This window comes from Lacipirellula sp. (assembly GCF_965279485.1).
GTDB lineage: Bacteria > Planctomycetota > Planctomycetia > Pirellulales > Lacipirellulaceae > Lacipirellula.
In genome coordinates, this window is sequence record NZ_CBDIIC010000002.1 from 2,205,528 (window position 1) to 2,225,728 (window position 20,201).

22 protein-coding genes and 1 pseudogene are annotated in these 20,201 nt (G+C 55.8%); 15 read left to right on the plus strand and 8 right to left on the minus strand.

The genetic code is table 11. The features are described from left to right. Positions 1-19 precede the first annotated feature (19 nt). On the minus strand, positions 20-1,033 hold the full coding sequence (locus ACQY7R_RS16515; RefSeq protein WP_428306671.1) for a PEP-CTERM sorting domain-containing protein: 1,014 nt from the start codon (positions 1,031-1,033) through the stop codon (positions 20-22). Between the two features lie 827 nt (positions 1,034-1,860). Here ACQY7R_RS16515 and ACQY7R_RS16520 point away from each other — a divergent pair. The 6 genes from ACQY7R_RS16520 (at position 1,861) to ACQY7R_RS16545 (ending at position 4,897) form a co-directional block, all read left to right on the plus strand. Next, on the plus strand, positions 1,861-2,166 hold the full coding sequence (locus ACQY7R_RS16520) for a hypothetical protein (RefSeq protein WP_428306672.1): 306 nt from the start codon (positions 1,861-1,863) through the stop codon (positions 2,164-2,166). A gap of 745 nt (positions 2,167-2,911) precedes the next feature. Then, positions 2,912-3,166, plus strand: a complete 255-nt coding sequence (locus ACQY7R_RS16525; RefSeq protein ID WP_428306673.1) for a hypothetical protein — start codon at positions 2,912-2,914, stop codon at positions 3,164-3,166. 23 nt (positions 3,167-3,189) lie between these two features. Then, complete coding sequence (locus ACQY7R_RS16530) at positions 3,190-3,609, plus strand: hypothetical protein (RefSeq protein ID WP_428306674.1); 420 nt, start codon at positions 3,190-3,192, stop codon at positions 3,607-3,609. A gap of 58 nt (positions 3,610-3,667) precedes the next feature. Next, complete coding sequence (locus ACQY7R_RS16535) at positions 3,668-3,934, plus strand: hypothetical protein (RefSeq protein ID WP_428306675.1); 267 nt, start codon at positions 3,668-3,670, stop codon at positions 3,932-3,934. Next, entirely contained in the window at positions 3,931-4,407 is a 477-nt protein-coding gene (locus tag ACQY7R_RS16540; RefSeq protein WP_428306676.1) for a DUF3368 domain-containing protein, read from the plus strand. The genes ACQY7R_RS16535 and ACQY7R_RS16540 overlap by 4 nt, the downstream gene beginning before the upstream one ends. 133 nt (positions 4,408-4,540) lie before the next feature. Continuing rightward, positions 4,541-4,897, plus strand: a complete 357-nt coding sequence (locus ACQY7R_RS16545) for an N-acetyltransferase family protein (protein WP_428308904.1) — start codon at positions 4,541-4,543, stop codon at positions 4,895-4,897. A 242-nt stretch (positions 4,898-5,139) separates the two neighbouring features. On the opposite strand, the gene ACQY7R_RS16550 is transcribed toward ACQY7R_RS16545, so the two are convergent. Continuing rightward, positions 5,140-5,529, minus strand: a complete 390-nt coding sequence (locus ACQY7R_RS16550) for a hypothetical protein (protein ID WP_428306677.1) — start codon at positions 5,527-5,529, stop codon at positions 5,140-5,142. A gap of 409 nt (positions 5,530-5,938) precedes the next feature. On the opposite strand from ACQY7R_RS16550, the gene ACQY7R_RS16555 reads away from it, so the two are divergent. The 3 genes from ACQY7R_RS16555 (at position 5,939) to ACQY7R_RS16565 (ending at position 7,988) form a co-directional block, all read left to right on the plus strand. Next, positions 5,939-6,133 (plus strand): cold-shock protein, encoded by a 195-nt coding sequence (locus ACQY7R_RS16555; protein ID WP_428306678.1) that lies wholly within the window; start codon positions 5,939-5,941, stop codon positions 6,131-6,133. A 621-nt stretch (positions 6,134-6,754) separates the two neighbouring features. Then, complete coding sequence (gene lpxA / locus ACQY7R_RS16560; RefSeq protein WP_428306679.1) at positions 6,755-7,549, plus strand: acyl-ACP--UDP-N-acetylglucosamine O-acyltransferase; 795 nt, start codon at positions 6,755-6,757, stop codon at positions 7,547-7,549. A 166-nt stretch (positions 7,550-7,715) separates the two neighbouring features. Then, the gene (locus ACQY7R_RS16565; RefSeq protein ID WP_428306680.1) at positions 7,716-7,988 is read left to right on the plus strand and encodes a hypothetical protein; all 273 of its coding nucleotides are present in this window, start codon (positions 7,716-7,718) and stop codon (positions 7,986-7,988) included. A gap of 80 nt (positions 7,989-8,068) precedes the next feature. On the opposite strand, the gene ACQY7R_RS16570 is transcribed toward ACQY7R_RS16565, so the two are convergent. From ACQY7R_RS16570 to ACQY7R_RS16580, 3 genes are all read right to left on the minus strand, one after another. After that, positions 8,069-8,269 carry a hypothetical protein gene (locus ACQY7R_RS16570; RefSeq protein WP_428306681.1) on the minus strand — a complete coding sequence of 67 codons (201 nt, stop codon included), beginning with the start codon at positions 8,267-8,269 and terminating at the stop codon, positions 8,069-8,071. Positions 8,270-9,220: 951 nt separating this feature from the next. Then, entirely contained in the window at positions 9,221-9,511 is a 291-nt protein-coding gene (locus ACQY7R_RS16575; RefSeq protein ID WP_428306682.1) for a hypothetical protein, read from the minus strand. 52 nt (positions 9,512-9,563) lie between these two features. Next, entirely contained in the window at positions 9,564-9,725 is a 162-nt protein-coding gene (locus ACQY7R_RS16580; RefSeq protein ID WP_428306683.1) for a hypothetical protein, read from the minus strand. A 269-nt stretch (positions 9,726-9,994) separates the two neighbouring features. Here ACQY7R_RS16580 and ACQY7R_RS16585 point away from each other — a divergent pair, with 269 nt between their 5' ends. Then, on the plus strand, positions 9,995-10,225 hold the full coding sequence (locus tag ACQY7R_RS16585) for a hypothetical protein (protein ID WP_428306684.1): 231 nt from the start codon (positions 9,995-9,997) through the stop codon (positions 10,223-10,225). 612 nt (positions 10,226-10,837) lie between these two features. Here ACQY7R_RS16585 and ACQY7R_RS16590 read toward each other — a convergent pair. After that, entirely contained in the window at positions 10,838-11,425 is a 588-nt protein-coding gene (locus ACQY7R_RS16590; protein WP_428306685.1) for a hypothetical protein, read from the minus strand. 234 nt (positions 11,426-11,659) lie between these two features. Here ACQY7R_RS16590 and ACQY7R_RS16595 point away from each other — a divergent pair, with 234 nt between their 5' ends. Continuing rightward, on the plus strand, positions 11,660-11,965 hold the full coding sequence (locus ACQY7R_RS16595) for a hypothetical protein (RefSeq protein ID WP_428306686.1): 306 nt from the start codon (positions 11,660-11,662) through the stop codon (positions 11,963-11,965). A gap of 184 nt (positions 11,966-12,149) precedes the next feature. Here ACQY7R_RS16595 and ACQY7R_RS16600 read toward each other — a convergent pair whose 3' ends face one another. Beyond that, entirely contained in the window at positions 12,150-13,661 is a 1,512-nt protein-coding gene (locus tag ACQY7R_RS16600) for a hybrid sensor histidine kinase/response regulator (protein WP_428306687.1), read from the minus strand. Positions 13,662-14,028: 367 nt separating this feature from the next. On the opposite strand from ACQY7R_RS16600, the gene ACQY7R_RS16605 reads away from it, so the two are divergent. Then, positions 14,029-15,213 (plus strand): sensor histidine kinase, encoded by a 1,185-nt coding sequence (locus ACQY7R_RS16605; protein WP_428306688.1) that lies wholly within the window; start codon positions 14,029-14,031, stop codon positions 15,211-15,213. A 287-nt stretch (positions 15,214-15,500) separates the two neighbouring features. Further along, positions 15,501-15,575 (plus strand): annotated as a pseudogene (locus tag ACQY7R_RS16610) (integrase core domain-containing protein); the annotation flags it as partial. Between the two features lie 484 nt (positions 15,576-16,059). Here ACQY7R_RS16610 and ACQY7R_RS16615 read toward each other — a convergent pair. Then, positions 16,060-16,650, minus strand: a complete 591-nt coding sequence (locus ACQY7R_RS16615; RefSeq protein ID WP_428306689.1) for an exonuclease domain-containing protein — start codon at positions 16,648-16,650, stop codon at positions 16,060-16,062. Positions 16,651-17,346: 696 nt separating this feature from the next. Here ACQY7R_RS16615 and ACQY7R_RS16620 point away from each other — a divergent pair. Both ACQY7R_RS16620 and ACQY7R_RS16625 read left to right on the plus strand, forming a co-directional pair. Further along, positions 17,347-17,814 (plus strand): hypothetical protein, encoded by a 468-nt coding sequence (locus ACQY7R_RS16620; RefSeq protein ID WP_428306690.1) that lies wholly within the window; start codon positions 17,347-17,349, stop codon positions 17,812-17,814. Positions 17,815-17,837: 23 nt separating this feature from the next. After that, positions 17,838-19,367, plus strand: coding sequence for a S8 family serine peptidase (locus ACQY7R_RS16625; protein ID WP_428306691.1), 1,530 nt, complete (start codon positions 17,838-17,840; stop codon positions 19,365-19,367). The last annotated feature ends 834 nt before the right edge of the window (positions 19,368-20,201 follow it).

Genomic DNA, 20,201 nt, shown 5'->3' on the forward strand with positions numbered 1-20,201 from the left:
TTGCTGAATCGATGCACTGCTACGAGCGGCGACGAACGACGCCCAGAGATACAACCAAGCCAATCGCGCCCAACAGGCAAGTCGAAGGCTCGGGCACCGCACCGACGGCAACCGTTACAGAAGACTGGCCGTACTGAGCCTTCCAGATTTCGAGGTCAGCGGCGTCGACTACGCCGTCGCCGTTGGCATTTCCTTCGCCGAGCGTCGAGCCCGCGCCGAACCCGCGTTGCCACGCCAAGAAGTCCGCCCCGTCGACCTTGCCGTCGGCATTGAAATCCGCATCGTCGGCCGGCGGTTGAACCACGGAGGAGGTCACCGAAAAGTTGTCGACCGCTAGGCCGTGGTCATTGCCGGTGTCGTTGTTCTCGATCCAACGAACCCAGAGCGTTTCGCCGACGCCCCACGGCAGGCCACTGAGGCTACCGCCTAGGCCGGCCATGCGATTGGCAGGGTCGTTGCCGTTTAAAGCCACCCCGGTGGCCGAGTGAATCGGAGAAACAAAATCGAAGTTCCCGCCCGGAGCCGTCCAGGTAACCGCTTCGAATGCGGCGCCGATGCCGTACTCCAGCACCATCGTCTGAGCGTTAGTATTGCCGCCGTCGCGCCACTGCTCGCCATCGAAGGCCAACGTCACGGAATCAATCAGCGAACTGGTGCCGTTGGTGAGGGCAACGGCAATCCAGCCCGCTACAGTGCCGGTCCCTGGGCTGCCCCAATAAGTACCGTTGGAGCCAAGTCCGCCCAGAGCGCGGTCGGCGTCGCCCGCGGCGCCAAAGCTGTAGAGCGCCCCGGCATTGCCGCTGCCAGTGCCGGGCGTGATCGACGCCAGCGGAGTTCCAGGAGCTGGACGCTTAAACGCCGACCAACCCGACAGAGTGCTGTCGTTCGTCCACCCGGTGGCGGCGCCCGAGTTGGGCAGCGAATCAAACGTTTCCGAGTAGCTCCCGGTGAACGAAACAGCCCCTAGAGCGCCTTGCGCGAGGCAAATCCCAAGTGCTAATGCGACTCCACAACGACGAATCGGACGTTTCATCTCGAGCTCCCGGAGAGAGGGTGTCTTAAAAAACCGGCGAGATGCCCGTCCTGACCATGGGTATCAAGGATGGTCAGGCCCAACCAAAGCAGCATTCACCGGCGAGACTGAGTTTAGGGAGCGAGAAGTTGAGGCCGGGTTCTTGCTAGATGAATAAACGGTGAATTACGCGTGAGCGTCTTTCGAGTCGCGAGCGAGGCAATTTAAAAACTCGCATCGACTTATCGCGACGCTCAGTCGCCGCAGACCATGGTCCGTTATGGATTCGAATTTCAGTCGTGATGAAGCGGCGGCAGGCCTAGACGAGCCCGCTCAGAAGGGTCGAAACGCGGCGCGCGGTTGCTCGACTCGCATCTAATCTGCATCACGCAGCCGCTGCTTCAAGGTCGCGCGACAAAGAGGTTGAACAGTCCGACGTTGAACCCGAAAGGCGATGAGCGCCAGTAGTTCTGCAAGGACTTCACTCGCCACAGGCGCTCAAGAAAAACCTAATTGACAAATTATACATCTAATTATGTCTATTTCCGCATTGAGTCTTTACTAATGGAAGGCGAGCGTGCAATTGTCGAATGCTGACGCAGATTGACCGTAGAGGCGCACGGGCAATGACATACTCGCTTCAGTTGCAAGCATGACGATCTCGAAAGCTTCGCCATAAGCCGCTGAGCGGCACGTTAGTGTTAACAATTCGCAATACTGCCCTGACTTCTCTCGCAGCACGCCTAAGATTCGTATAGAAATCCACACCCTCGGCCAGACCAAGTCGCTTCGGCCGCGCGGAGAGAATCCGCCAAAGACGCCGCCAATCAAATTGTTGGGAGCAAACGATGAACGAGTCGACGCATTCGCCCGCTTTCATTCGCATCGAAACAACGGGCGAACTAACGCTGCGTATCACGGGAGTTCTGCTACTCATTGCAGCCGGCTTCATCGAAATCGTCGGGCTTGCCTCAAATGATCCCCCTCCGGTCGGCAGCCTCGTCTTCTTGATTCTTGGCGGCTTCTTCATGATTTACGGACGCCTCACGCAGATCGCGCGCGTGCTCGCCGAGCAGCGGCAAATCGAGAACGTCAACTCAAACGATCGAAGCATGCAGCGAACAATTCGCGATCTCCATCGACTGCCAGCCTGAACCGGCATGGAGAAAGAGCGAGCCACTGGCGAAATCAACTTGTTCTGCACGCGGTGCTGCGGGGCGGTAAACGACCCGCGGCATGAGAGCTTGCCAAGCCTGCGAGAGCCGCAAAGAGGGAAGTCGTGAAAACTTCCCTCTTTGGCTTAGGCAAAAACCGCTCCGGTCAGCGTGACCGGGCGGCGGAGCCGTCCCGATGGTCATGGCAAGGCAGTCATGACCCGTGCTCGCTTGGGGGTGGTACCCCGAGCATGAGAGCCGACGAAAGCGACGACTGGCTTACTAAGCCAGACGGATAACTGTGCCGGAGGTCCTCCACTGGGAGGGCTCCGGCGGTCCTTGGTTGGAAGCATGGTGGTCAAACGAGTTCTCTTCGGGAGAAGAGAAGTCTTTTGGCAGCGAATTGGCGGTGGACAGGCGACGTGTGCTTTGCACACGACGGTTTTTCACCGAGGTGTTTAGCAACACGGTTAGCATGAAATTGGGCGGGCTGCTGCTAAGAGTTTAGTAGCAGCCCGCGAGATTGAATGCGGCTGCGTGGCATGGAAGGTTCGCAAAAATCGAAGGATAGGTTTTACCTTCGAGGTTTTGCGAAGTCACCTACTTGGCTTGAGGCGAGAACGATGGATAGTTCCGCATCAGTCGCCAAGCTGATTTCGCATTGAATGTTTTTTCCGGGCAAGCAAGAAGCTTGCCCCTTTTTATGACGGCTTGCTGTTTGAGTCGTCATGAAAGGGGGCTGGAAATGAGAAAGGAACCATACAAATACGAGACGACTTCGGTGACGGGATTCGTGCAACGCATCGCGACTTGCTTGCTGCGGCATGGCTACTGTCACTACGTCCAAGGAACGGTTGGCGAGGGGAAAGACCCCCGAGCCATCGACAAAAAGTTGCTTGAAAAGTACGAGGTCGTACAAAGCGAGTGGACTCGAGCCCGTCGGAAAGAGAAGGGGCTCGCTAACTTCAGTACGTCAGGTTCGACCGAACCTGGGTGCTGATGGCGACTGAGGGGAGTCACCCGATGAAGTCGGCGGAGCAGTCTCAGCTTCGAGACATCCGCGAAGCTCCGATTCAGATTGAAGGATATTCCATCTATCTGAAGAGGGGGGATTTCAAAAAGAAAAGCTCGAAGGCTGAAGCTCCGGTGCGGGACGAAAAGTTTCACGCTCGGGTATTAATCTCCAGGGAACGATACACCGAGCTGCGGGCCTACTTCCTGTCCATTGCGTGCCATCGGACGGCGGACCGACTGGCGATGGAGATAAACGCTCTGCCGTTTGAACCTTACAAGCCATTCTGGCGTCAACTCAGAAAGATAGTTCGCCTGATCAATAAGAAGCGAAAGGCAGCCGGTTTCGACCAGGTACTGATGGAGTCGGTCCGCTGGAGAAGGAACATCGTGAAGGCGTTCGAGCCCTTGGAGGTGGATCAGACGGCGTAGTTCGGGTTTGCCTATTGCAGAGAAGCCGTGCTATTATTGAGGAAAGAGGAGCAACCTTATGTCAGTATGCATTAACCTTCCATCGGCACTCGAAGCCCACCTTCGTAGAGAGGTTGTCGATCTCGACCAGACGGCCAAGGAAGCTCTCCTCATTGACCTCTACCGTCGCAGCACGATTACCCACCACGAACTCGGTCTGACGCTCGGCCTGGACCGTTTTCAAACGGAAGAGCTGCTGAGTAAGCATGGGGTCGTTGACGACCTACCGTCTCTCGATACAGTCATGAATCAAGCGGCCAGACTTGAGCAGCTTCGAGCGAAATGATTGTCGTCTCAGATACATCCCCGCTTCATTACCTGATTCTCATCGAGCAGGTTCATTTGCTCCCGGAATTGTTCGGCCAGGTCGTCACGACGCCCGACGTCATTGACGAAATGAATCAACAAGCTTCGCCTGAGAAGCTCAAGCGGTGGGTGAAACACCTTCCCTCATGGCTCGAAGTGAGAGAGCCACAGAATCAATTGCCTGCGGTAGCAAGGCTGGATAGAGGGGAGGCGTCAGCAATTTCACTAGCGAGTGAAATCGGAGCTCTCCTACTGATTGACGAGCGGGACGGAGTGAAAGTCGCCCAGGCCGCAGGTCTTGAGGTGACGGGGACGCTCGGAGTGATATTGAGTGCGGCCAGAGAAGGTCGCGTCGCTTTGAGAGATTGCTTGGCGGCCTTGGCTCGCACGAACTATCGTTACTCAAAAAAGCTGTTTGACGAACTTATTCGAACATTCGAGTCGGGTTCGTAAGACCAGGGGGCAGCGTATGAAAACCCGAGCGGCTCAAGCAGCAGACGCATCGCGAATCTGGGAGATCATCGAACCTGTAATTCGTGGAGGTGAAACGTACGCGTTACCTGCTGATATGGCGGAAGCTCAAGCCATGAGCTATTGGACGGGGGAAGACCGAGCAACGTTTGTCGCGGAAGAGGACGGAAAGATACTCGGCACTTACTACCTTCGAGCGAATCAACTTGGCGGGGGCTCGCATGTTGCCAACTGTGGTTACATCACTGCGGCCGAAGCCGCTGGTCGCGGCATCGCAGGGAGTATGTGCGAGCACTCCCTGAAACGTGCTCGCAAGATGGGATTCAGGGCGATGCAGTTCAACCTAGTCGTTAGCACCAACGAACGTGCCGTGCGTCTGTGGCAGCAGTTAGGATTTGAGATCGTCGGGACTCTCCCCAAAGCATTCGCTCATCCGTCACGGGGGGAACGTCGACGCCCTAGCGATGTATAAGGCTCTTTAAGGGGAGGGCAGCCTTAAACAGCTGCCCATCCTCGCCACCCGGGCACGAAAGACGTTTCATTCGAAGCAGGTATTCCTGCCGATGCTTTTCCTTAGTAGCGGCTTCTGAGTGGAGCTGTGACGTCAAGTTGAACTTCGGCGAGTTACGTCGTGCAACCGTACGTCGCACCGGCGACTTCGCATGTGGGAACACGCCGTTTGGCGCGCAAAGGTTCCCCTAGGTTCGACAAAGTTCAGCGAGGCGCGCTGTTGTCTTTGACGCTGCCCTGTTCCACCATTAGCCGATTCTGATCTGGGTAGAGCGAGAATCGAATTCCGCGCGCCCGCGAGCGCGGCGAACGTCGATCGAGCCGGTTCAGCTCCGAAAGCGCCTGCAGTAGCGCCAAGTGAAGCTTCAGCCCCTCGTCGAGAGTCAGATCAATTTCGATCGGTTTAGGACCGTTGACCGGAATCGGCGGCGCGATTTGATCCAAGAAAATGACGCCATAGCTTTGCGGGTTCTTCTCGCGCAGTTTAGCTGCCTTGGCTTTCTTCTTCTTTGCCATGGAACTCTCAGAATACGGTGTTGAAATGAGGGTCGGGATCCGACGAATGGCAGAATTAATCGCTGAGATCGTAATCACGTCAGTCGTTTCTTTCAACAGCCGTGAGAAATTTGCACTCCTAGCCGGCCGCGGGTCGCTGGCAGCGGGCCAAATTCGCTCGCGTGGGGAATCGAATTGCCCCGTACTACTCTGTGTGCTATACTAGGGGCACTAAGACAGCGAAGGCATATGCGAGAGGCTCTGTCGATTGTGAGCGTTAGTGGTCCACTGGACCGCGATCGTGCCCAGTCAGCCCTTCTTCTTGTTGACCTCTGCCCTTCATCTTGACCGGCATAAAGCTGGTTTTCGGCGATGTTGATCCACGGTGTGGACCAGATTGCTCTCTTACGTTGAGCGCCCGGCAACGGGCCTCTAAAGCGTCTCCCGATCGTAGTTGCACGGTACGCGGGTGCGCCATTCACGAGGACTGCGTGCAGGAGAATGTTACGTGTCGCAAGGTACTATTAAGAAGTTGACTGACAAAGGTTTTGGCTTTATTCAAGGCGACAGTGGAGATATTTTCTTCCACTCGTCCTCGGTCGAAGGGGCTGGTTTTGACAGCCTCTACGAAGGCCAAGCTGTGCAATACAACGAAGGCATGGGTCCCAAGGGGAAGCGTGCTGAGAATGTTCGGCTTGGTTAATCGCCAGCCGCATTCACTAACGTGATGCATTAAGACGCCGGGGAGCGCTCAGTCGCTTTCCGGCGTTTTTCTTGCGCCTAATGCAAGCAGGGCTAGCCGCATTGGCGACGCTGCGGCGCCTAGAATGTCTATAAACACCGTCTCCTTCAACGCCACGTGATACGCGAAATGACCATCGCGCCAACTGGCTGATGGGGCAGTGCCGAATTGACCGATACGACGACCGTCCAAGTGCCAACTTCTCAAGCTAGCGGGGCCACGATGAAACCTCGTCTCCTTTTGCTCCTGCTCATTACTGTCGCTTCGGGCTGCTCATTTGGTAGGGAGAAAGTCGCAGCCCCGGAAGAGGAGCGCACTGCGCACGACTCGGCCTATGAAACAGGTTCGCCAGTCCAACACAATTGATGCCACGGGCTTGCTCTGCTCCCGAGCTGGTGATGCCGTCGGTGAGGCGATTCATCTGCCATTGATTTTCGCCCGAGGTTTGGCAACTATCTAGCCAACATTTCGCTGGCGTCCCTCAATAGTGCTGGCGGCAATATCGCGAAGTGTCATTTTGCTGCCCCCAATCGCAGCATTCATCGACCTGCCAAGACCGTTCTGTCAGGAGCTCGCGGAGCCATGCCGATCCATCCTACCGCCGTCATCGACAGTGCTGCGGAGATTGACGGCAGCGCATCAATCGGGCCCCACGCAGTTGTGAGCGGACCGGTGACGATCGGCCCCGATTGCGTGCTATCGCCAGCGGCGATCGTCATGGGATACACCATGCTGGAGGCAGGCTGCCGCCTCCATTCCCGAGCCGTTGTCGGCGACGCGCCGCAGGATCTGAAATATTACGGCGAAGCCTCCTACTGCCGCATTGGCGAAGGGAGTGTCATTCGCGAAGGGGCCACCGTTCATCACGGGACGGCGGCAGGGACGGCAACCATTATCGGCAAACGTTGCCTGCTGATGACGAACTCGCACGTCGGTCATAACTGCGAACTGAGCGACGACGTCATTTTGGTGAGCGGCGCCCTGCTTGGAGGACACGTGCACGTCGGTCCGCGAGCGATCATCTCCGGCAACGCGGCGGTCCATCAGCATGTGCGGATCGGCGAGCTGTCGCTAGTCGGAATGCTGGCCCGGATCACTCAGGACGTGCCGCCATTCTGCATCACCGATCAAGAAGGGAACGTCGTTGCCGAGAATCGCGTCGGCATGAAGCGGGCCGGTTTGACTCTCGGCGAACGCGCCGAGTTGCGGGCGGCGTTTGGGGCGATTTACCGTTCAGGCATCGGACGCAATGCCGCCGTGCAGTACCTCCAAGACACAATGACGACCGAGGCCGGGCGACGGCTCTTGGCGTTCTATGCGCACGGCTCGGCGCGAGGTTCAGGAATGCGGCTGTATGACCCTGGGTCCGCCGCGTAGCGCGTGCGGCTGAGCAGCGACGAGTAAACGACCGTCAGGTATGTTCCGACGTGTCCTCGGCCCCACGAGTTCACCCGGCAGTTATGCGGACGTAGCTGGCTACGCCATTCGAATTAGTGCGAGTCGCCCCAACACACAATTGCAGATTTATTCACCTGGAGGCGTCATGGAAGAACCCATAATCACCGTCCGCCACGTCGCGACCGTTGGCTGGCAGGTCTTGCTAGACGGGGACCAATGGCACACCTGCCGCAAAGAGCAAGATGCCCGCTATATTGCTCACCACGTTCTGATTGCACAGGCCGTCTTGAGCGGTGAACGGACGGGGAAGGAAGTAGCGAGGGAATTGGATGAGGCCGTTGTCATGGTCGGGCATCAGATTGGCGATTGCGCCGCGCGGCGTCTGATGAAAGAGGCGGCGGTGAAAGCTCGCGAGTAAGCAGTAGAAGGTCGAGTTGTTCTGGCACCGGCGATCCTCCCTTGCGTGCGAATGGACGCTCCTGACCGCGTAGCAAAGCGTCAAGTCGTCGTCTCGACGGAGACTTGGCTGCTGCATTGCGGGCAATCGATCCATCGCCGCTCGCCGGCGTACTCTCCATCCCCGTTATACTGAGGCTCGCTCTGCACGTCAGCGCCGCTGAATTCCAGGACTGATCCACAACGCTCACAGGTGACGCGATGAACTTCCCGCTCACCGCGGCCGATGATCTTTACCGTCATCCGTAGGTCTCCGGGCTGATGATTGTTGAAAGGCGACCGAAGCAGCGCCCCTTCGCAGCTGGCAAGTCAGATGGTAGACGAAACAGGTTTCAACGGGCTCGGCGGAATTACGGCTTGCCACTAGTGACAACGGTGGTACTTGGCCTTCGTAGATTTAGCGAGCGCGGCAGCGGCAAGATTCTTCCATGGCGCGCGCGACTCGTCGAGGTTGCTAGTTCGCAGCTGGTAGATACTTTGTTATGGCCGAAGAGACTCCCCTTCAACGATGGGGCCTTAGTCACCAATTCGGCGCACTAGTTGCTACGGCGTCACGCTGATGGGGGGCAACTATGAGTTCGCGAATTTATGAACGAGGCGGCATTTCCTGCGTCCTCACCGCAATTGAGCGCAATGGCCAACTTTACGTCGAATTGAAGTGCCCCGTGTGTGGTGTGCAGAGGACAAGCGACGAGGGCTTCGAATCAGAATCAGAAACCTTGGGCCGCGCCCAGGCGCGGTTGTTCTCCGACCACCACGTGCCAGTTCACGTCCTCAGCAACGGACCGTTTTCGGGCCGTGCCTAGGCACCCAAACGGTCCACGCGTCGTGAGAGTGTCAGCGGCCAACTAAAATCGTCCCGACTCCGGGGGGGACCCAAGAGGGCGACCCAGCCCTTGAAGGAGAACGCCATCCGCGAATCGATCTGCTCGTAAAGCGTCTCCGCCAGCCATCTCCTGAAACGGCAGAGGTTTTGCCGACGGAGGAATGGCATGACGAACCATGACGACGGTCGAAATGATTTATAGCTAGCCCAAATTTGGCGGCGTGCGCAAGCGGCATTGGCCCGAATGCGACAAGCCACCGCATGCGGGCGCGGCTAGCACACGTTAAATTCGCTGCGGCTCGGGCGGCCGAGGAAGTCGACGCATATTAGATTGGATTCTCGGCGGCGATTAAGGAATGGTACCACTGTCAGCCTGCCTGTCGGGGGCGAGCAGCCGGAATCTCCACGGCGTCTTTAACCGATTGGGATCGCTTGATGGCGCGTCCCAAGCTCCAGAGCATCGCGGCGACCCCAAGGCCGTAAGCGAGTACCGGAAATAGCAGCAATCGGACCGAGGACACGCTGGCGGGCAGATAGCCCCCGAGTTTCGCGGGCACGACGATGGTCATCACGACGATCGCGGCAACGCAGCCGCCGATGTGCGCCGCTTTACATGCTTCGCCGCGCGCCTCGCGGCAAGAGTCGATAGCTGTACTCATAATGATTTCTCTGCTCAAGAACTGTAGTAAGGCGGCAAGCAACCGCGAGCCGCTAACGCTGCATGATTAGCAGCACGCCGGTACCAATGGCGAGCACGCCTGGAACATCGCCGCTATGAGAGAAGCTGATACCGAGCAGCGGCGTCGTCAGCAAGCAGAAAAGGGGAAGCCAGGCGGCGAGGAGTAGTATGCCAAGGTTTTTGCTAAGTTTCATGGATGCGTTCGTGGGCAGGGCGTTGGCGGGAGGCTCCGTAGTGACCTTCGACGCTAGCGTCGCATTGAATTGAGTTGTTAATTCGCGGCGCGGGCTGTTGCGCTAGGGTTGACGTTAGCGGACGACGCGATTGGGCTGCGACAGCGAAAGCCCACGATCTGCGAGTTTGTCGTCCCGAAACACAGGTGGCCTAGAGTACGATGGAAACAGAGCTCCCGCCGAGGCTGCGTCACATGCCGGTGGGCTCCACACCGTATGACGAGAAAACGATGACGACCAACGCGACTTTTCCGATTGAACTCGATTCTCGGGTCATCGAATGCCTCACCGAGCCGGAGCGCACGATGCTGCAGGAAGCTCACGGGATTTGCTGCGACTTGCGCACCAGTGATCGGCATTCTGCCGACCGACTGCGCGAGATCAGCGCCGCCTGTCACCAATACGGGCTCACAAAAATGGGCGCCGTGATCGCTACGCTAACCGAGCATTCGAATCGTTAGCCATCGATAGGCGACCGGCAATAAGTACGATCGATTGGCGCTTCGGCTTCACGCCGAGACAACGGCGGTTTCGCAGTAATGGCGCACACGCTGCCGAGCGATTGATGATTCGGCTTAGCGGAGCTGAAGTTCGCGTGCCCTCATGCACCCCTGACCGGCGGGTGCGGCGATCGTCCTCGGCGTCGTCTAGTTGACCATTCCCAACCAGCAATTGCCTCTTTAATTAAAAGGAAGCATTGCCAATGTCGACTCCAGGCAGGGAAGTGATTCGTGAGCGAATTCGGCTCGGTCACAACCGCTACGAGTTAATTGCTGCGCCCGTCGAAGAGAGCCACTACATCGCGAGTTGGCGCTGTCCCGTGTGCAACCGAGGCGATCGATCCTCAATCCAGTATCGACGGATCGCAGTGGCTCTAGAGTGGGCACGCAATAGCGTCGCCGTCCACCACGCCGCGACCCACCCCGAACTGACAGATGAGCTATGAAGATGGCATACCGCGGGACCTTCGCACACCCTGAGCCGAACGCTAAGGCACTTGCAATCCTAGTGACCGTGAACTCCAGCAGAGGGCAAACGCTCCCTGCGCGTTGCCGTCGGCTGCAGTCGCGCACCTACTGGACTTTTTTCTCGGGCGCTACCACTCTGACGCGATACGTCTGCTCGATGGGCTCGCTGGCCCCATTCGGCGTGTAAGTCACCATAAAGGTCGCATCGCATTCGTTTCGCGGTCTCCACAAATCAAAGGTGAATCCGCCGCCCACTTGCGGCTGGCCATTCATTGCGTTCATGCCTTGCACTTGACCGAGATGTTGGAAATCCCGCTCGGGTTGTGGCTTGACAGAAATATGCTGCGGCTGACGACTCTGGGAGTCGGGGATGCTCACGATGATTAACCCGCTGTTATTCACTTCCTGGTTGTCGCTTGGCGTGCCTTGGAACATCACGACGGTGCCCCGCAACAGTTCTTCTTTGGCCCCGTTAAATGCGTCGCCAACACGATCACCGACAGCTTCAGCCGCGTCTTGAGCTTTATCAACAGCGCGCCGCGCGCCGCTCGGCTCAGCCACTTGCTGCGCCGAGACAATGCCTACTAGAGCCGCAGCGCACGCCACAAATGCGCCAACCGTTAAGCGTTTCCTGAACATGATCACCTCCGTGAACTCGAAATTGGCGCCGAGATCCGGCGCTGCAATGTGCATTGTACTGCTACCTTGAGGGTGCACTGCGAAAAGTGGACTTGCTTGCTCCAAAATTAGCGACGCTAGCAATACTAGTCGCGTTTCTATGGCAGTGGCGGCAATGCTCTCACTCACCACGACGGCGACTCATATGGCATTGATTCCGAACTGGTGACGGGATATTCAACTCACTGTCTGTTACTCCGGCAATCGGTTGGTGCAGCAGCCGACCTGCGTTAACGAAGGAGACTTGCGATGCGTCGAGTGTTTGCTTTCACAGTAGGGATCGGCTTTGGCATCTTGGCGTGCTTAGGCGCAACCAACTTCCACGTGGTTCGTGCCCAGGACGGTTTTCATTTAGTCAAGAAGCAGAACGTTCGGTTGGGCCAGGCGTACGTCGATACGCGCCAGTTCACTGCCGCCGACTGGGCAACGTATCCGGAGCTCATTGCATCTCTTCGCGCGGACAACGAGCAAGGGCTGGTGAATGAATCGTCGCCAGGATTACTGCAAACGGGCGCGAACAGACTTTCGGCAGTGCCGCAGCAGCTAGCGAGGTAGATCTTATCGCAATCGTGAGAAATGCATGCGGTTAGGAGCTAGCCGAATAGTTCCTCAAACGTCGCTTCCTTTTCTTCGCGCGACGGCATCGTGTAGCGATAAATATACTACTCCGACACATGTCCTCCGTAATCAATGGCAAACTTTTTTGAGGGCTAAGTGTTAGGTTCGTTACCCTGGACAGTTAGCTCGGCACGAAGGAAAGAAGCTCAAACAACCGCTTCAGCTCGACAGGCTTAACTAAGTGATGGTTGAAACCAGCCTGCTTCGATCGTTCGAAATCCTCCGCACGACCATACCCAGTCATTGCAATTAAATAAGTGTCTTTCAGCTCATCATGAGCTCGAATTCGCTCGGCGAGCATGAAGCCGTCCATCACAGGAAGCCCAATGTCTGCTAGGATTACCGCAGGCCGCATGCGCGCAGCACGCTCGAGTGCTTCTCGTCCGTTGCTGGCTGTTTCAACTTGATGCCCAGACTTTTGGAGGAGCAATTGCAAACTCTTTGACGTATCAACATTGTCCTCGGCAATCAGGATTCGCAGTGATGGCGTAGCTAGTCCCTGCGGCGCTGAGACGGGACGCGTCTCTTCGAGTTCGGGCACGACGGGTAACTTGACAACGAACTCACTGCCATTTCCGACGCCTGAACTATGCGCCTCGACGATTCCACCGTGCATTTCCACGATGCGTTTGACCAAAGCCAATCCGACACCGAGGCCGCCCATTGTCCTGTCAAGCGAATTATCGGATTGGACAAACGGCTCGAAGATCTGCGGCAGAAGATCCGATCGAATTCCAGCCCCGTTGTCTTTGACTTTGACGTGCACCTCGTTTCCAAGCCGCTTCGCCGAAAGAATAATCTCCCCCTGATTGTCACTGAACTTAGCTGCATTATGAAGCAGACTGCCAATCGCTTGGGCCAATCGCGCAGGATCGGCGCGAAGCCAGACGAATTCTTGAGGGACGTCGATAGAAAGCTGTTGAGAGCGGTTCGCGATGAGTGGGCGGTTTGTCTCGATGGACTGTTCAAGAACTTGCTGAAGCGTGCCCTGTTGCAGTCGTAATTGGAATTTTCCAGTCGTGACGCGAGAGACATCTAGCAGGTCATCGACCATGCGAATCAAAAGGTCCGTTTGACGCTGGATTATTCCCGCGGCTTCTTGCGTTACTGATTCGTCGCCTGAATTCAGGAGCTGAGAAGCATTCTTAACTGCTGCAAGCGGATTTCGCAACTCATGAGAAAGCATCGCCAAAAATTCGTCCTTGCGGCGATTCTCCTCCTGCAGTTTGTCCTCAGCGTTCTTTCGATCCGTGATATCACGAAGGACCTTTGCAAAACCCTTCAATGCTCCGTTCTTGTCCCACAGGGGAGTGACTACGCCGCTCGCCCAGAAGGCGGAGCCATCTTTCCGCACATGCCATCGTTCGTCTTCTGCGCGCCCACGCTCCTCGGCAATTCGTAATTCGTTCCTCGGCTGCTGCTGGCTCTCGTCGGCGGGCGTGAAAATCTCGGAAAAACTATGGCCGATTATTTCATCCTCGGCATACCCGAGAATCCTTTGCGCTCCCGCGTTCCAGGTAGCAATTTTGCCGTCGGCTGAAAGCATGAAAATTGCGTAATCGGTGACGTTAGCCGTGATTGTCTGCCAGAGCTCCTCCTCAGACCATTCTGCTGGATCTGCCTTTGCCGACATCTTCACAGCACTCCTAAAACACAAGTATTGAGGGACATTTGCTCAGACTGATGCCATGCCAACCAGGGCCGCTTGCACCGTGACAAGGTTTGTCCGGGGATTTCGAGCCCCAAGCGGGTTGGCGGGCGGTAACGTGGAGCGGACGAAGAAATAGGAACAGCTATGCTGAACAGTCGCTAGGTGTTCTAACTGTTGTTGACCTGCTAACCTCATGCCGGCGTACGCTTCTGTACCAAAATACAGTACTACCTGGCGGCAACCGCTACGGATCTCGTGCAATCCCGTTGGCGTTCTCAGCATGCGCATACCGGTGGCCGTAAGAATAAGCGATCCCACTCCGCGCGGATAAGCCTACCAGGAGGCGTTGATGCGTCTTGCCGATTTCATTCTGTCGAGCGTCGAGCCAATTCTGGCCGAGTGGGAAGTCTTCGCCCGGAGCGTCGGAGCGGGTGAACATCTTGACCAGCTCGCGCTGCGCGATCACGCCGGTCAAATCTTACAGGCCACCGCACGCAATATGAAGGCGCCGCAGAGCGCGGCCGAGCGCGCGAAGAAGTCCAAGGGCCTGAGTCCCCCCCAGGAGGGTGATACTCTCGACGGAGCGTCGGAGTCCCACGCGGTGGACCGCCTGGGCCTTGGCTTCGACTTACTGGAAGTAATGAGCGAGTATCGCGCGTTGCGCGCGAGCGTACTTCGACTTTGGGACGAGAGTTCGCCCGATGAACACGATCGCGACGTCGATGATATCACCCGGTTCAACGAATCAATCGACCAGTCTATTACTAAAGCCGTCGCCAGTTACACAAGTCGCGTTGATCAGGCCCGGGATATGTTCCTAGCGATACTCGGCCACGATTTACGCAATCCGCTCAATTCAATTGGCATGAATGCGCAACTGGTGCCGCTTGTTTCTACAGATCCCGCCGAGGCTATCGCGTGCGGCGAGCAGATCAGCCGCAACGTGTCGGTCATGGAACGCATGATTGCAGACCTACTCGACTACACCCGCACTCGGCTGGGCGCGGGCATGCCCGTCACGCCCGCGTCATTGGACCTTGGCAACCTTGCTGTCGAACTGTTTGAAGAATTTCGCACCGCTAACCCCGCTCGGAACATTCAACTCCGCACTGAAGGCGACCTGAATGGTCAGTGGGATTCCGACCGGGTCCGCCAGGCCATCTCGAACCTCCTGGGAAACGCACTCCAGCACGGCTCGGCCGACTACCCTGTCACGCTTTCACTCCGCGGCGAAGCGTCGAATGTGTTCATTGAGGTGCATAACGGCGGCGATCCAATCCCACCCGGGGAGTTGCAGAAAATCTTTGACCCACTCATTCGCGGCTCCAGCGCCGAGCACCCGAAAAAAAATCGCCCTGGCAGCATTGGCATGGGATTGTACATCGCGCGCGAAGTCGCCAAGTCGCATAGTGGTCGAATCGATGTGAGCTCTACCGCGGAGGAGGGCACCGCGTTCACGATTCGTCTGCCACGTGGAAGCGCGCCGCGCGAGGGGCAGCCGATACTGGACGCAGAACACATCGACGAAATGTGAGGAAGATTGAACTCGCTAATCGTTCTGAAGTTAGTCAACGTGACGAACTGGCGATGTGCGCCAGTTGGCCGTCGATTTCAGCGAGCCACTGCTTTCATTACGCGACTAACTCTCTGCGAAACACGCGGACGAGGTTCAAGCTAAATGATTGGGTGAAGCTTCGGATGAAGTCCGACTGTTTCTAGATCATAAAAAACGAGTCTTCGCTCCATGGCGACGAGTTCCACGAAGGCGGCTGTTACTCAACATTAGTCGATCCACCAGCCTGCAAATCGGAAAATGTCACAATGGGCAGCCCATGGGAAAATGGCTACATTGAGAGTTTCAACGGCAAGCTGCGCGACGAGTTGCTGGCGCGTGAGACGTGAAGGCATACCTCAACTTGCCCTAAACGGGCGCTTATCGCGCTGCGAGGATTGACGCTTTGTTTGAGTATTCGCGTTTCCCTCGTGGCCCAATGCAATTAGCTAGCATTGCGCTGCTCTGGTTGCCCCCAACGGGAAGCTCCCCTGACGAACATTCCGCGAGTTACGCGGGATACGACTAGCGTCACTTGTTCGCCGTCGTACATGCGACGCGCTTCAACGGCTTCGGCAGGAGCGTCGTTGCGATTATCAGCGTAGAACCAATGATCTCCGCTTCGCCATGCGTAGACGATCGGCAATTGACTGAAGACCGGCATCACTCGACCCTTATTAGGAGTGTGCTATATTCTTCTTATGATCTCCGAAAAGGAAATCGCAACTTCCAGTTGTTTCAGCAATGTAATTTACCGCTGCTAGCACCCGTGAAATCAAATGGCGACGCCACGAGAAGAAGCCCGGTCGTTGCTCACACAAGCATGTCCTATAGCGATTTGTGAATCAGCGTCTGAAATAGACGCGCTGTCGCCGTCACGTCGCCAAGGGCGTCGTGGGCTTTCGCTGCGTGAAACGGCACGCCAAATCGTTCGCAAAGTGTAGCCAGTTGAAAGTTCGCCGGAGGTGAAGTCCGGGAGATTGTGAAGTGCCACATAGCCAGTTGCATGGTACAGAGCACCATCCGATGCGCGGGAAGATATACACCGAGCCGTTTGTGCCACGCTACCAGAAATGGGCCGTCGAAAGCCGCGTTGTGAGCCACCAGCTGTGCGACTCTATACGACTGCCCTTGCGCCGAGAGGCCTGTCTTCGTTGAGTGTCGCCTAAGAAAAAATCCAAACTCAATGGCGACTTCCTTAGCACTGCGGCCCTCCCGCGCCCAGATGCCCGGATGATAGTGCCTCTTTCTCAGGCTGTGAGCGTTGGCATTCCTTTTATCGAAGCGAACTTTCGCTTCGAACGCCTCTATAGGTTCACAGCCCTCATCAACTGCAATTGCCGCAAGTTGAATGATTGGGTGACGCTTCGGATCAGGCCCGCCTGTCTCCAGGTCATAAAAAATAAGTCTTTGCTCCATTGGCTTAGAGTGCCACAAGGGCGGCTGCTACTCAACTTTAATCGATCCGCCATCCGGGGAGAGGGCGAAGGGATTTCCCTGGAACACGACCGTCATCGTCCGGTGACCGGCATCCAGTATCTCTCGGATGGCTCAGCTTAAAACAATCACGGCGTGCATTTCGTCCGCACGCATTGGGCGAAGCTCTTCGAAATTGATGCTAACGGAGATACTCAACTTGTTGCTGGAGGATTGCTTGATGACGTGGACTATTTTTACCTCGCTCGCGGATTTTTTCGATTTGTTCTTGCTGTCTATGCTTATATATCCTCCAAATGGAGGCACTGAAGGAATGATGCGTTGAAACGTATTCTTAGGCATATTGTTTATCGCAGGCACTTCATGTCGCAGTTTTAGTGTTGTTAAGAATATGCATTCGCATCACTGCATGCAGCTAAATAAATCTCCATAAAGACCTGATTTTGAACGCGATTAACGGTACAAACGCGGGCGATGGGGCGTGATGTTAAAGGATATTAAAATGCAGCGTATTCTGTATTTGCTTGTTCCCGCGATCTTGTGCTCAGCGGCCCGTGGTGAGGAGATCCCACTTGAGAACATTTGGGGACTGAATATTCCCGGTACGAGCAACGTTAAAGAGCTAGTCCCCCCCCGAAGCAAGACCCGCAATCAGCTGAAGAATTCATTAACAGCAGCATGGTCGAACAAATTGCTCACTCACTAAGTCAGCGGAACGTTCCAAAACGGAACGGGAAGGCAGGAGAAGGCTTCATTGTCTCCGGGCTAGGGAAAGAGGCGCTGGCGAACGCGCGAGACGTATTTGCAGGCAAGCGCAAGCCACTGAGAGACGTGCGGCAAGGCGATCCATGCTCGCTAGTGATTTTCGCCTATGCCTCCGGACGTTCGTTACGCGTGGATAAAGTGAGTGCCTCCGGTGACGAAGTAATTGTTGACTACCACCTCAATGCTCATGAGGTAATGAGCTCGTCTGCTCATTTTGCTCTTGTACCCCTCGGCGAGCTTACGCCGGGCAAGCTCAAAGTGACTATGAAGCGAGGCGAAGATATGGGGCCCAAGGATATTGTGGCGAGATTAGCTAGCGTTCCGGTGGAACGACTTGTAAATGCATCATTCAGCGTGGAGGTATCGAAAGCCGCTAAATAATGGAGTTTGACATACGATCGCCAGTGCTGATTATTGCCGTCCTAGCATTCGCTTTAAAAGCTTCTGCATCAGAATTTTCAACTGGACCCAACGGCATCAATTCGAGGGCCCTAGGCCTCACTGGAAGCGGAGTGGCGATTGGGCAGGTAGAGTCCGGCAGGCCAGGCATGCCGGTGAAGAACGCGACGCCTTTCGACGATCCCATGTGGGTTCACAATCAAGTGCAGCCAGCTAACGTTTTTGCTGGCACTACGGACGACAGCTCAAATTCCGCCCATGTCATATACCAAACGATGCCGCTCGAACCAGAGGAAGACCGTGAAGGCCTTCACGCGACTCAGGTTGCGGGGGTCATGATCGCAAATGCCACAACTCCGAGTTTGCAAGGTGTTGCACCTGCGGCAAGCTTATATGCCTCAGCGATTAATGGGGCGCCCGTTGGCTTAACGACAGATCAGCGATTTGCCATGTCTGCGAACCGACTTGCCACTCATTCCGCTGATGTGAGAGTTATAAACGTCAGTGCGCGACGTCCTCTTGCGGACGAATTTCAGCATACAGACGGAAACCAGCATGCGACGCAATTCGTCGATTGGTCAACAAACGAGCATGACGTTTTATATGTACTAGGCGGAGGTGAATCTGTTCCCGTTGATGTCCCTCAAGATAACTTCAATTGTATTACAGTTGCTGCTTCGGATCGCCTCACGTCGGGGAGCGGGCCGTTCCAGCGAGTGGCGGATTTAAACCTCAACGATTTCGACGCAGAACCTGGCGTTCGTACAACCATCGACATCATTGCTCCCGGCGTAGACATCGTAATGACTGGCCAAGGTTCCAGCCCATCAATTGCTAGTGGAACGAGCTTCGCCTCCCCGCATGTTGCGGGAACTGTCGCATTGCTCCAAGAGTGGACGAACAAAAGGATTCTAGAAAATGCGCCGCGATGGTCTGACAACGCAAAAGAACCAGAAGTTATGAAGGCTATCCTGCTCAACACCGCAGATAAGCTAAATAACGTACATGGTTCGAAGAGAGACAACTTTCTGCAAGATGGAGTGACAAAGTGGACTGATACGACAGCCGGGACAGACGAGTCTGTCTCACTGGATGAGCATATGGGAGCCGGACATCTCAACGCGAAAAATGCATTTGATAATTTCAAAGTCGGCGAGTACGACGCTGGGACTGTTCCACTGATTGGCTGGGATTACGGCTCAGTCGGTTTCCTTAACAACGTTGAGTACACATTCAACGGGCAGACGTCCGGATGGATTGCAGTCACTCTCGCGTGGAATCGAACAGTCGTAAAGACAAGTGACGATCCTTATCTGCCGACCGACCTTTTCTCAACTTACTCTCCCGTGGATGAGACCGGATTAGCAACGGTCATGAGTGATCTGAATATTTCACTCATCGATACCAGCAACGGCACCGTAAAGCACAGCTCAGTGACGACGGTCGATAACCTGGAACACATCTTCTTCGAAGTAGAAGCAGGTAACTATAAAATAGAGGTGTCTCACTTTGGAGGCGGGGTCGACGACGCGTAAGATTATGCTTTAGCGTGGTGGGCTGGTGAGATTACTCCCGGTGATTTTGATGCTGATGGCGATGTCGACGCCGACGATCTCAGTCAGTGGAAGGAAGATGTCGGATAAAACGGACGGTCCGATGCGAATGGCGACGGCGTCACTGATGGGTCGGACTTTTTAGCTTGGCAGCGTAATTATGGCGTGCCTTCGTCTCCGACAGTCGTCGCGATCCCGGAGCCAAGTGCATGCTTGTTGTCCCTCGCGGCGGCATCGGCCCTAATTTGCACGCACAAAAGAAGATTTAAGTGCTGACTCTTCAGCCTAAAGTCCCGCGGAATGGTTACGCAGAAGGGAGAATGAGGCCGGTGGCGTGCGTACTAGCGACCTCAAACAAGAACCTCAGACCGATCATTGACGACGGAACTACGATCATCGACGGCCGCTTGCCGCTATTTCCAAAGCGGTGATGATTTGCATTGCAGTTCGCTGAACGAAGTCCAGCGATTGCAGGAGCATTTCTTTGTCAACAGAGTAGAGCTGAATTTAGTCGGCCGAACGGGTGACTGCGTCGAGCCGTACCAGGCTTGGAGCTATTTGATGGGTGCGAACACGCGGCTTTCGCCTCTGTAGGACCGCAACATTTACTATCGGAAGGTGCAGTTTCCAGAAGGGAACACTTCGCTAGCAGCAATTCAGTGCAACTAATTCAAGCATTTGTGTGTCCCCGCGATTGAGCCTAAGTTGTTCAGACGTAAGCCGTTTCCATGGGCTTCCGGAGATGTACATAGAGACTCTTATTGCCCGAGGTGGAGCAATGACCTAAGCTAAAGGTGTGGTTTTGCCGATAATCCC

What these genes read in the sequence shown, in the direction of transcription:
- ACQY7R_RS16540 (WP_428306676.1), top strand. Translation starts at nt 3,931, where the DNA reads ATGATTGTCGTCTCAGATACATCCCCGCTTCATTACCTGATTCTCATC.
- ACQY7R_RS16600 (WP_428306687.1), bottom strand. Translation starts at nt 13,661, where the DNA reads ATGTCGGCAAAGGCAGATCCAGCAGAATGGTCTGAGGAGGAGCTCTGG.
- ACQY7R_RS16620 (WP_428306690.1), top strand. Translation starts at nt 17,347, where the DNA reads ATGGTCGAACAAATTGCTCACTCACTAAGTCAGCGGAACGTTCCAAAA.
- ACQY7R_RS16580 (WP_428306683.1), bottom strand. Translation starts at nt 9,725, where the DNA reads ATGAAACTTAGCAAAAACCTTGGCATACTACTCCTCGCCGCCTGGCTT.
- ACQY7R_RS16520 (WP_428306672.1), top strand. Translation starts at nt 1,861, where the DNA reads ATGAACGAGTCGACGCATTCGCCCGCTTTCATTCGCATCGAAACAACG.
- ACQY7R_RS16570 (WP_428306681.1), bottom strand. Translation starts at nt 8,269, where the DNA reads ATGACGGTAAAGATCATCGGCCGCGGTGAGCGGGAAGTTCATCGCGTC.
- ACQY7R_RS16615 (WP_428306689.1), bottom strand. Translation starts at nt 16,650, where the DNA reads ATGGAGCAAAGACTTATTTTTTATGACCTGGAGACAGGCGGGCCTGAT.
- ACQY7R_RS16585 (WP_428306684.1), top strand. Translation starts at nt 9,995, where the DNA reads ATGACGACCAACGCGACTTTTCCGATTGAACTCGATTCTCGGGTCATC.
- ACQY7R_RS16595 (WP_428306686.1), top strand. Translation starts at nt 11,660, where the DNA reads ATGCGTCGAGTGTTTGCTTTCACAGTAGGGATCGGCTTTGGCATCTTG.
- ACQY7R_RS16605 (WP_428306688.1), top strand. Translation starts at nt 14,029, where the DNA reads ATGCGTCTTGCCGATTTCATTCTGTCGAGCGTCGAGCCAATTCTGGCC.
- ACQY7R_RS16590 (WP_428306685.1), bottom strand. Translation starts at nt 11,425, where the DNA reads ATGCACATTGCAGCGCCGGATCTCGGCGCCAATTTCGAGTTCACGGAG.
- ACQY7R_RS16530 (WP_428306674.1), top strand. Translation starts at nt 3,190, where the DNA reads ATGAAGTCGGCGGAGCAGTCTCAGCTTCGAGACATCCGCGAAGCTCCG.
- ACQY7R_RS16535 (WP_428306675.1), top strand. Translation starts at nt 3,668, where the DNA reads ATGTCAGTATGCATTAACCTTCCATCGGCACTCGAAGCCCACCTTCGT.
- ACQY7R_RS16525 (WP_428306673.1), top strand. Translation starts at nt 2,912, where the DNA reads ATGAGAAAGGAACCATACAAATACGAGACGACTTCGGTGACGGGATTC.
- ACQY7R_RS16575 (WP_428306682.1), bottom strand. Translation starts at nt 9,511, where the DNA reads ATGAGTACAGCTATCGACTCTTGCCGCGAGGCGCGCGGCGAAGCATGT.
- ACQY7R_RS16545 (WP_428308904.1), top strand. Translation starts at nt 4,541, where the DNA reads ATGAGCTATTGGACGGGGGAAGACCGAGCAACGTTTGTCGCGGAAGAG.
- ACQY7R_RS16565 (WP_428306680.1), top strand. Translation starts at nt 7,716, where the DNA reads ATGGAAGAACCCATAATCACCGTCCGCCACGTCGCGACCGTTGGCTGG.
- ACQY7R_RS16515 (WP_428306671.1), bottom strand. Translation starts at nt 1,033, where the DNA reads ATGAAACGTCCGATTCGTCGTTGTGGAGTCGCATTAGCACTTGGGATT.
- lpxA (WP_428306679.1), top strand. Translation starts at nt 6,755, where the DNA reads ATGCCGATCCATCCTACCGCCGTCATCGACAGTGCTGCGGAGATTGAC.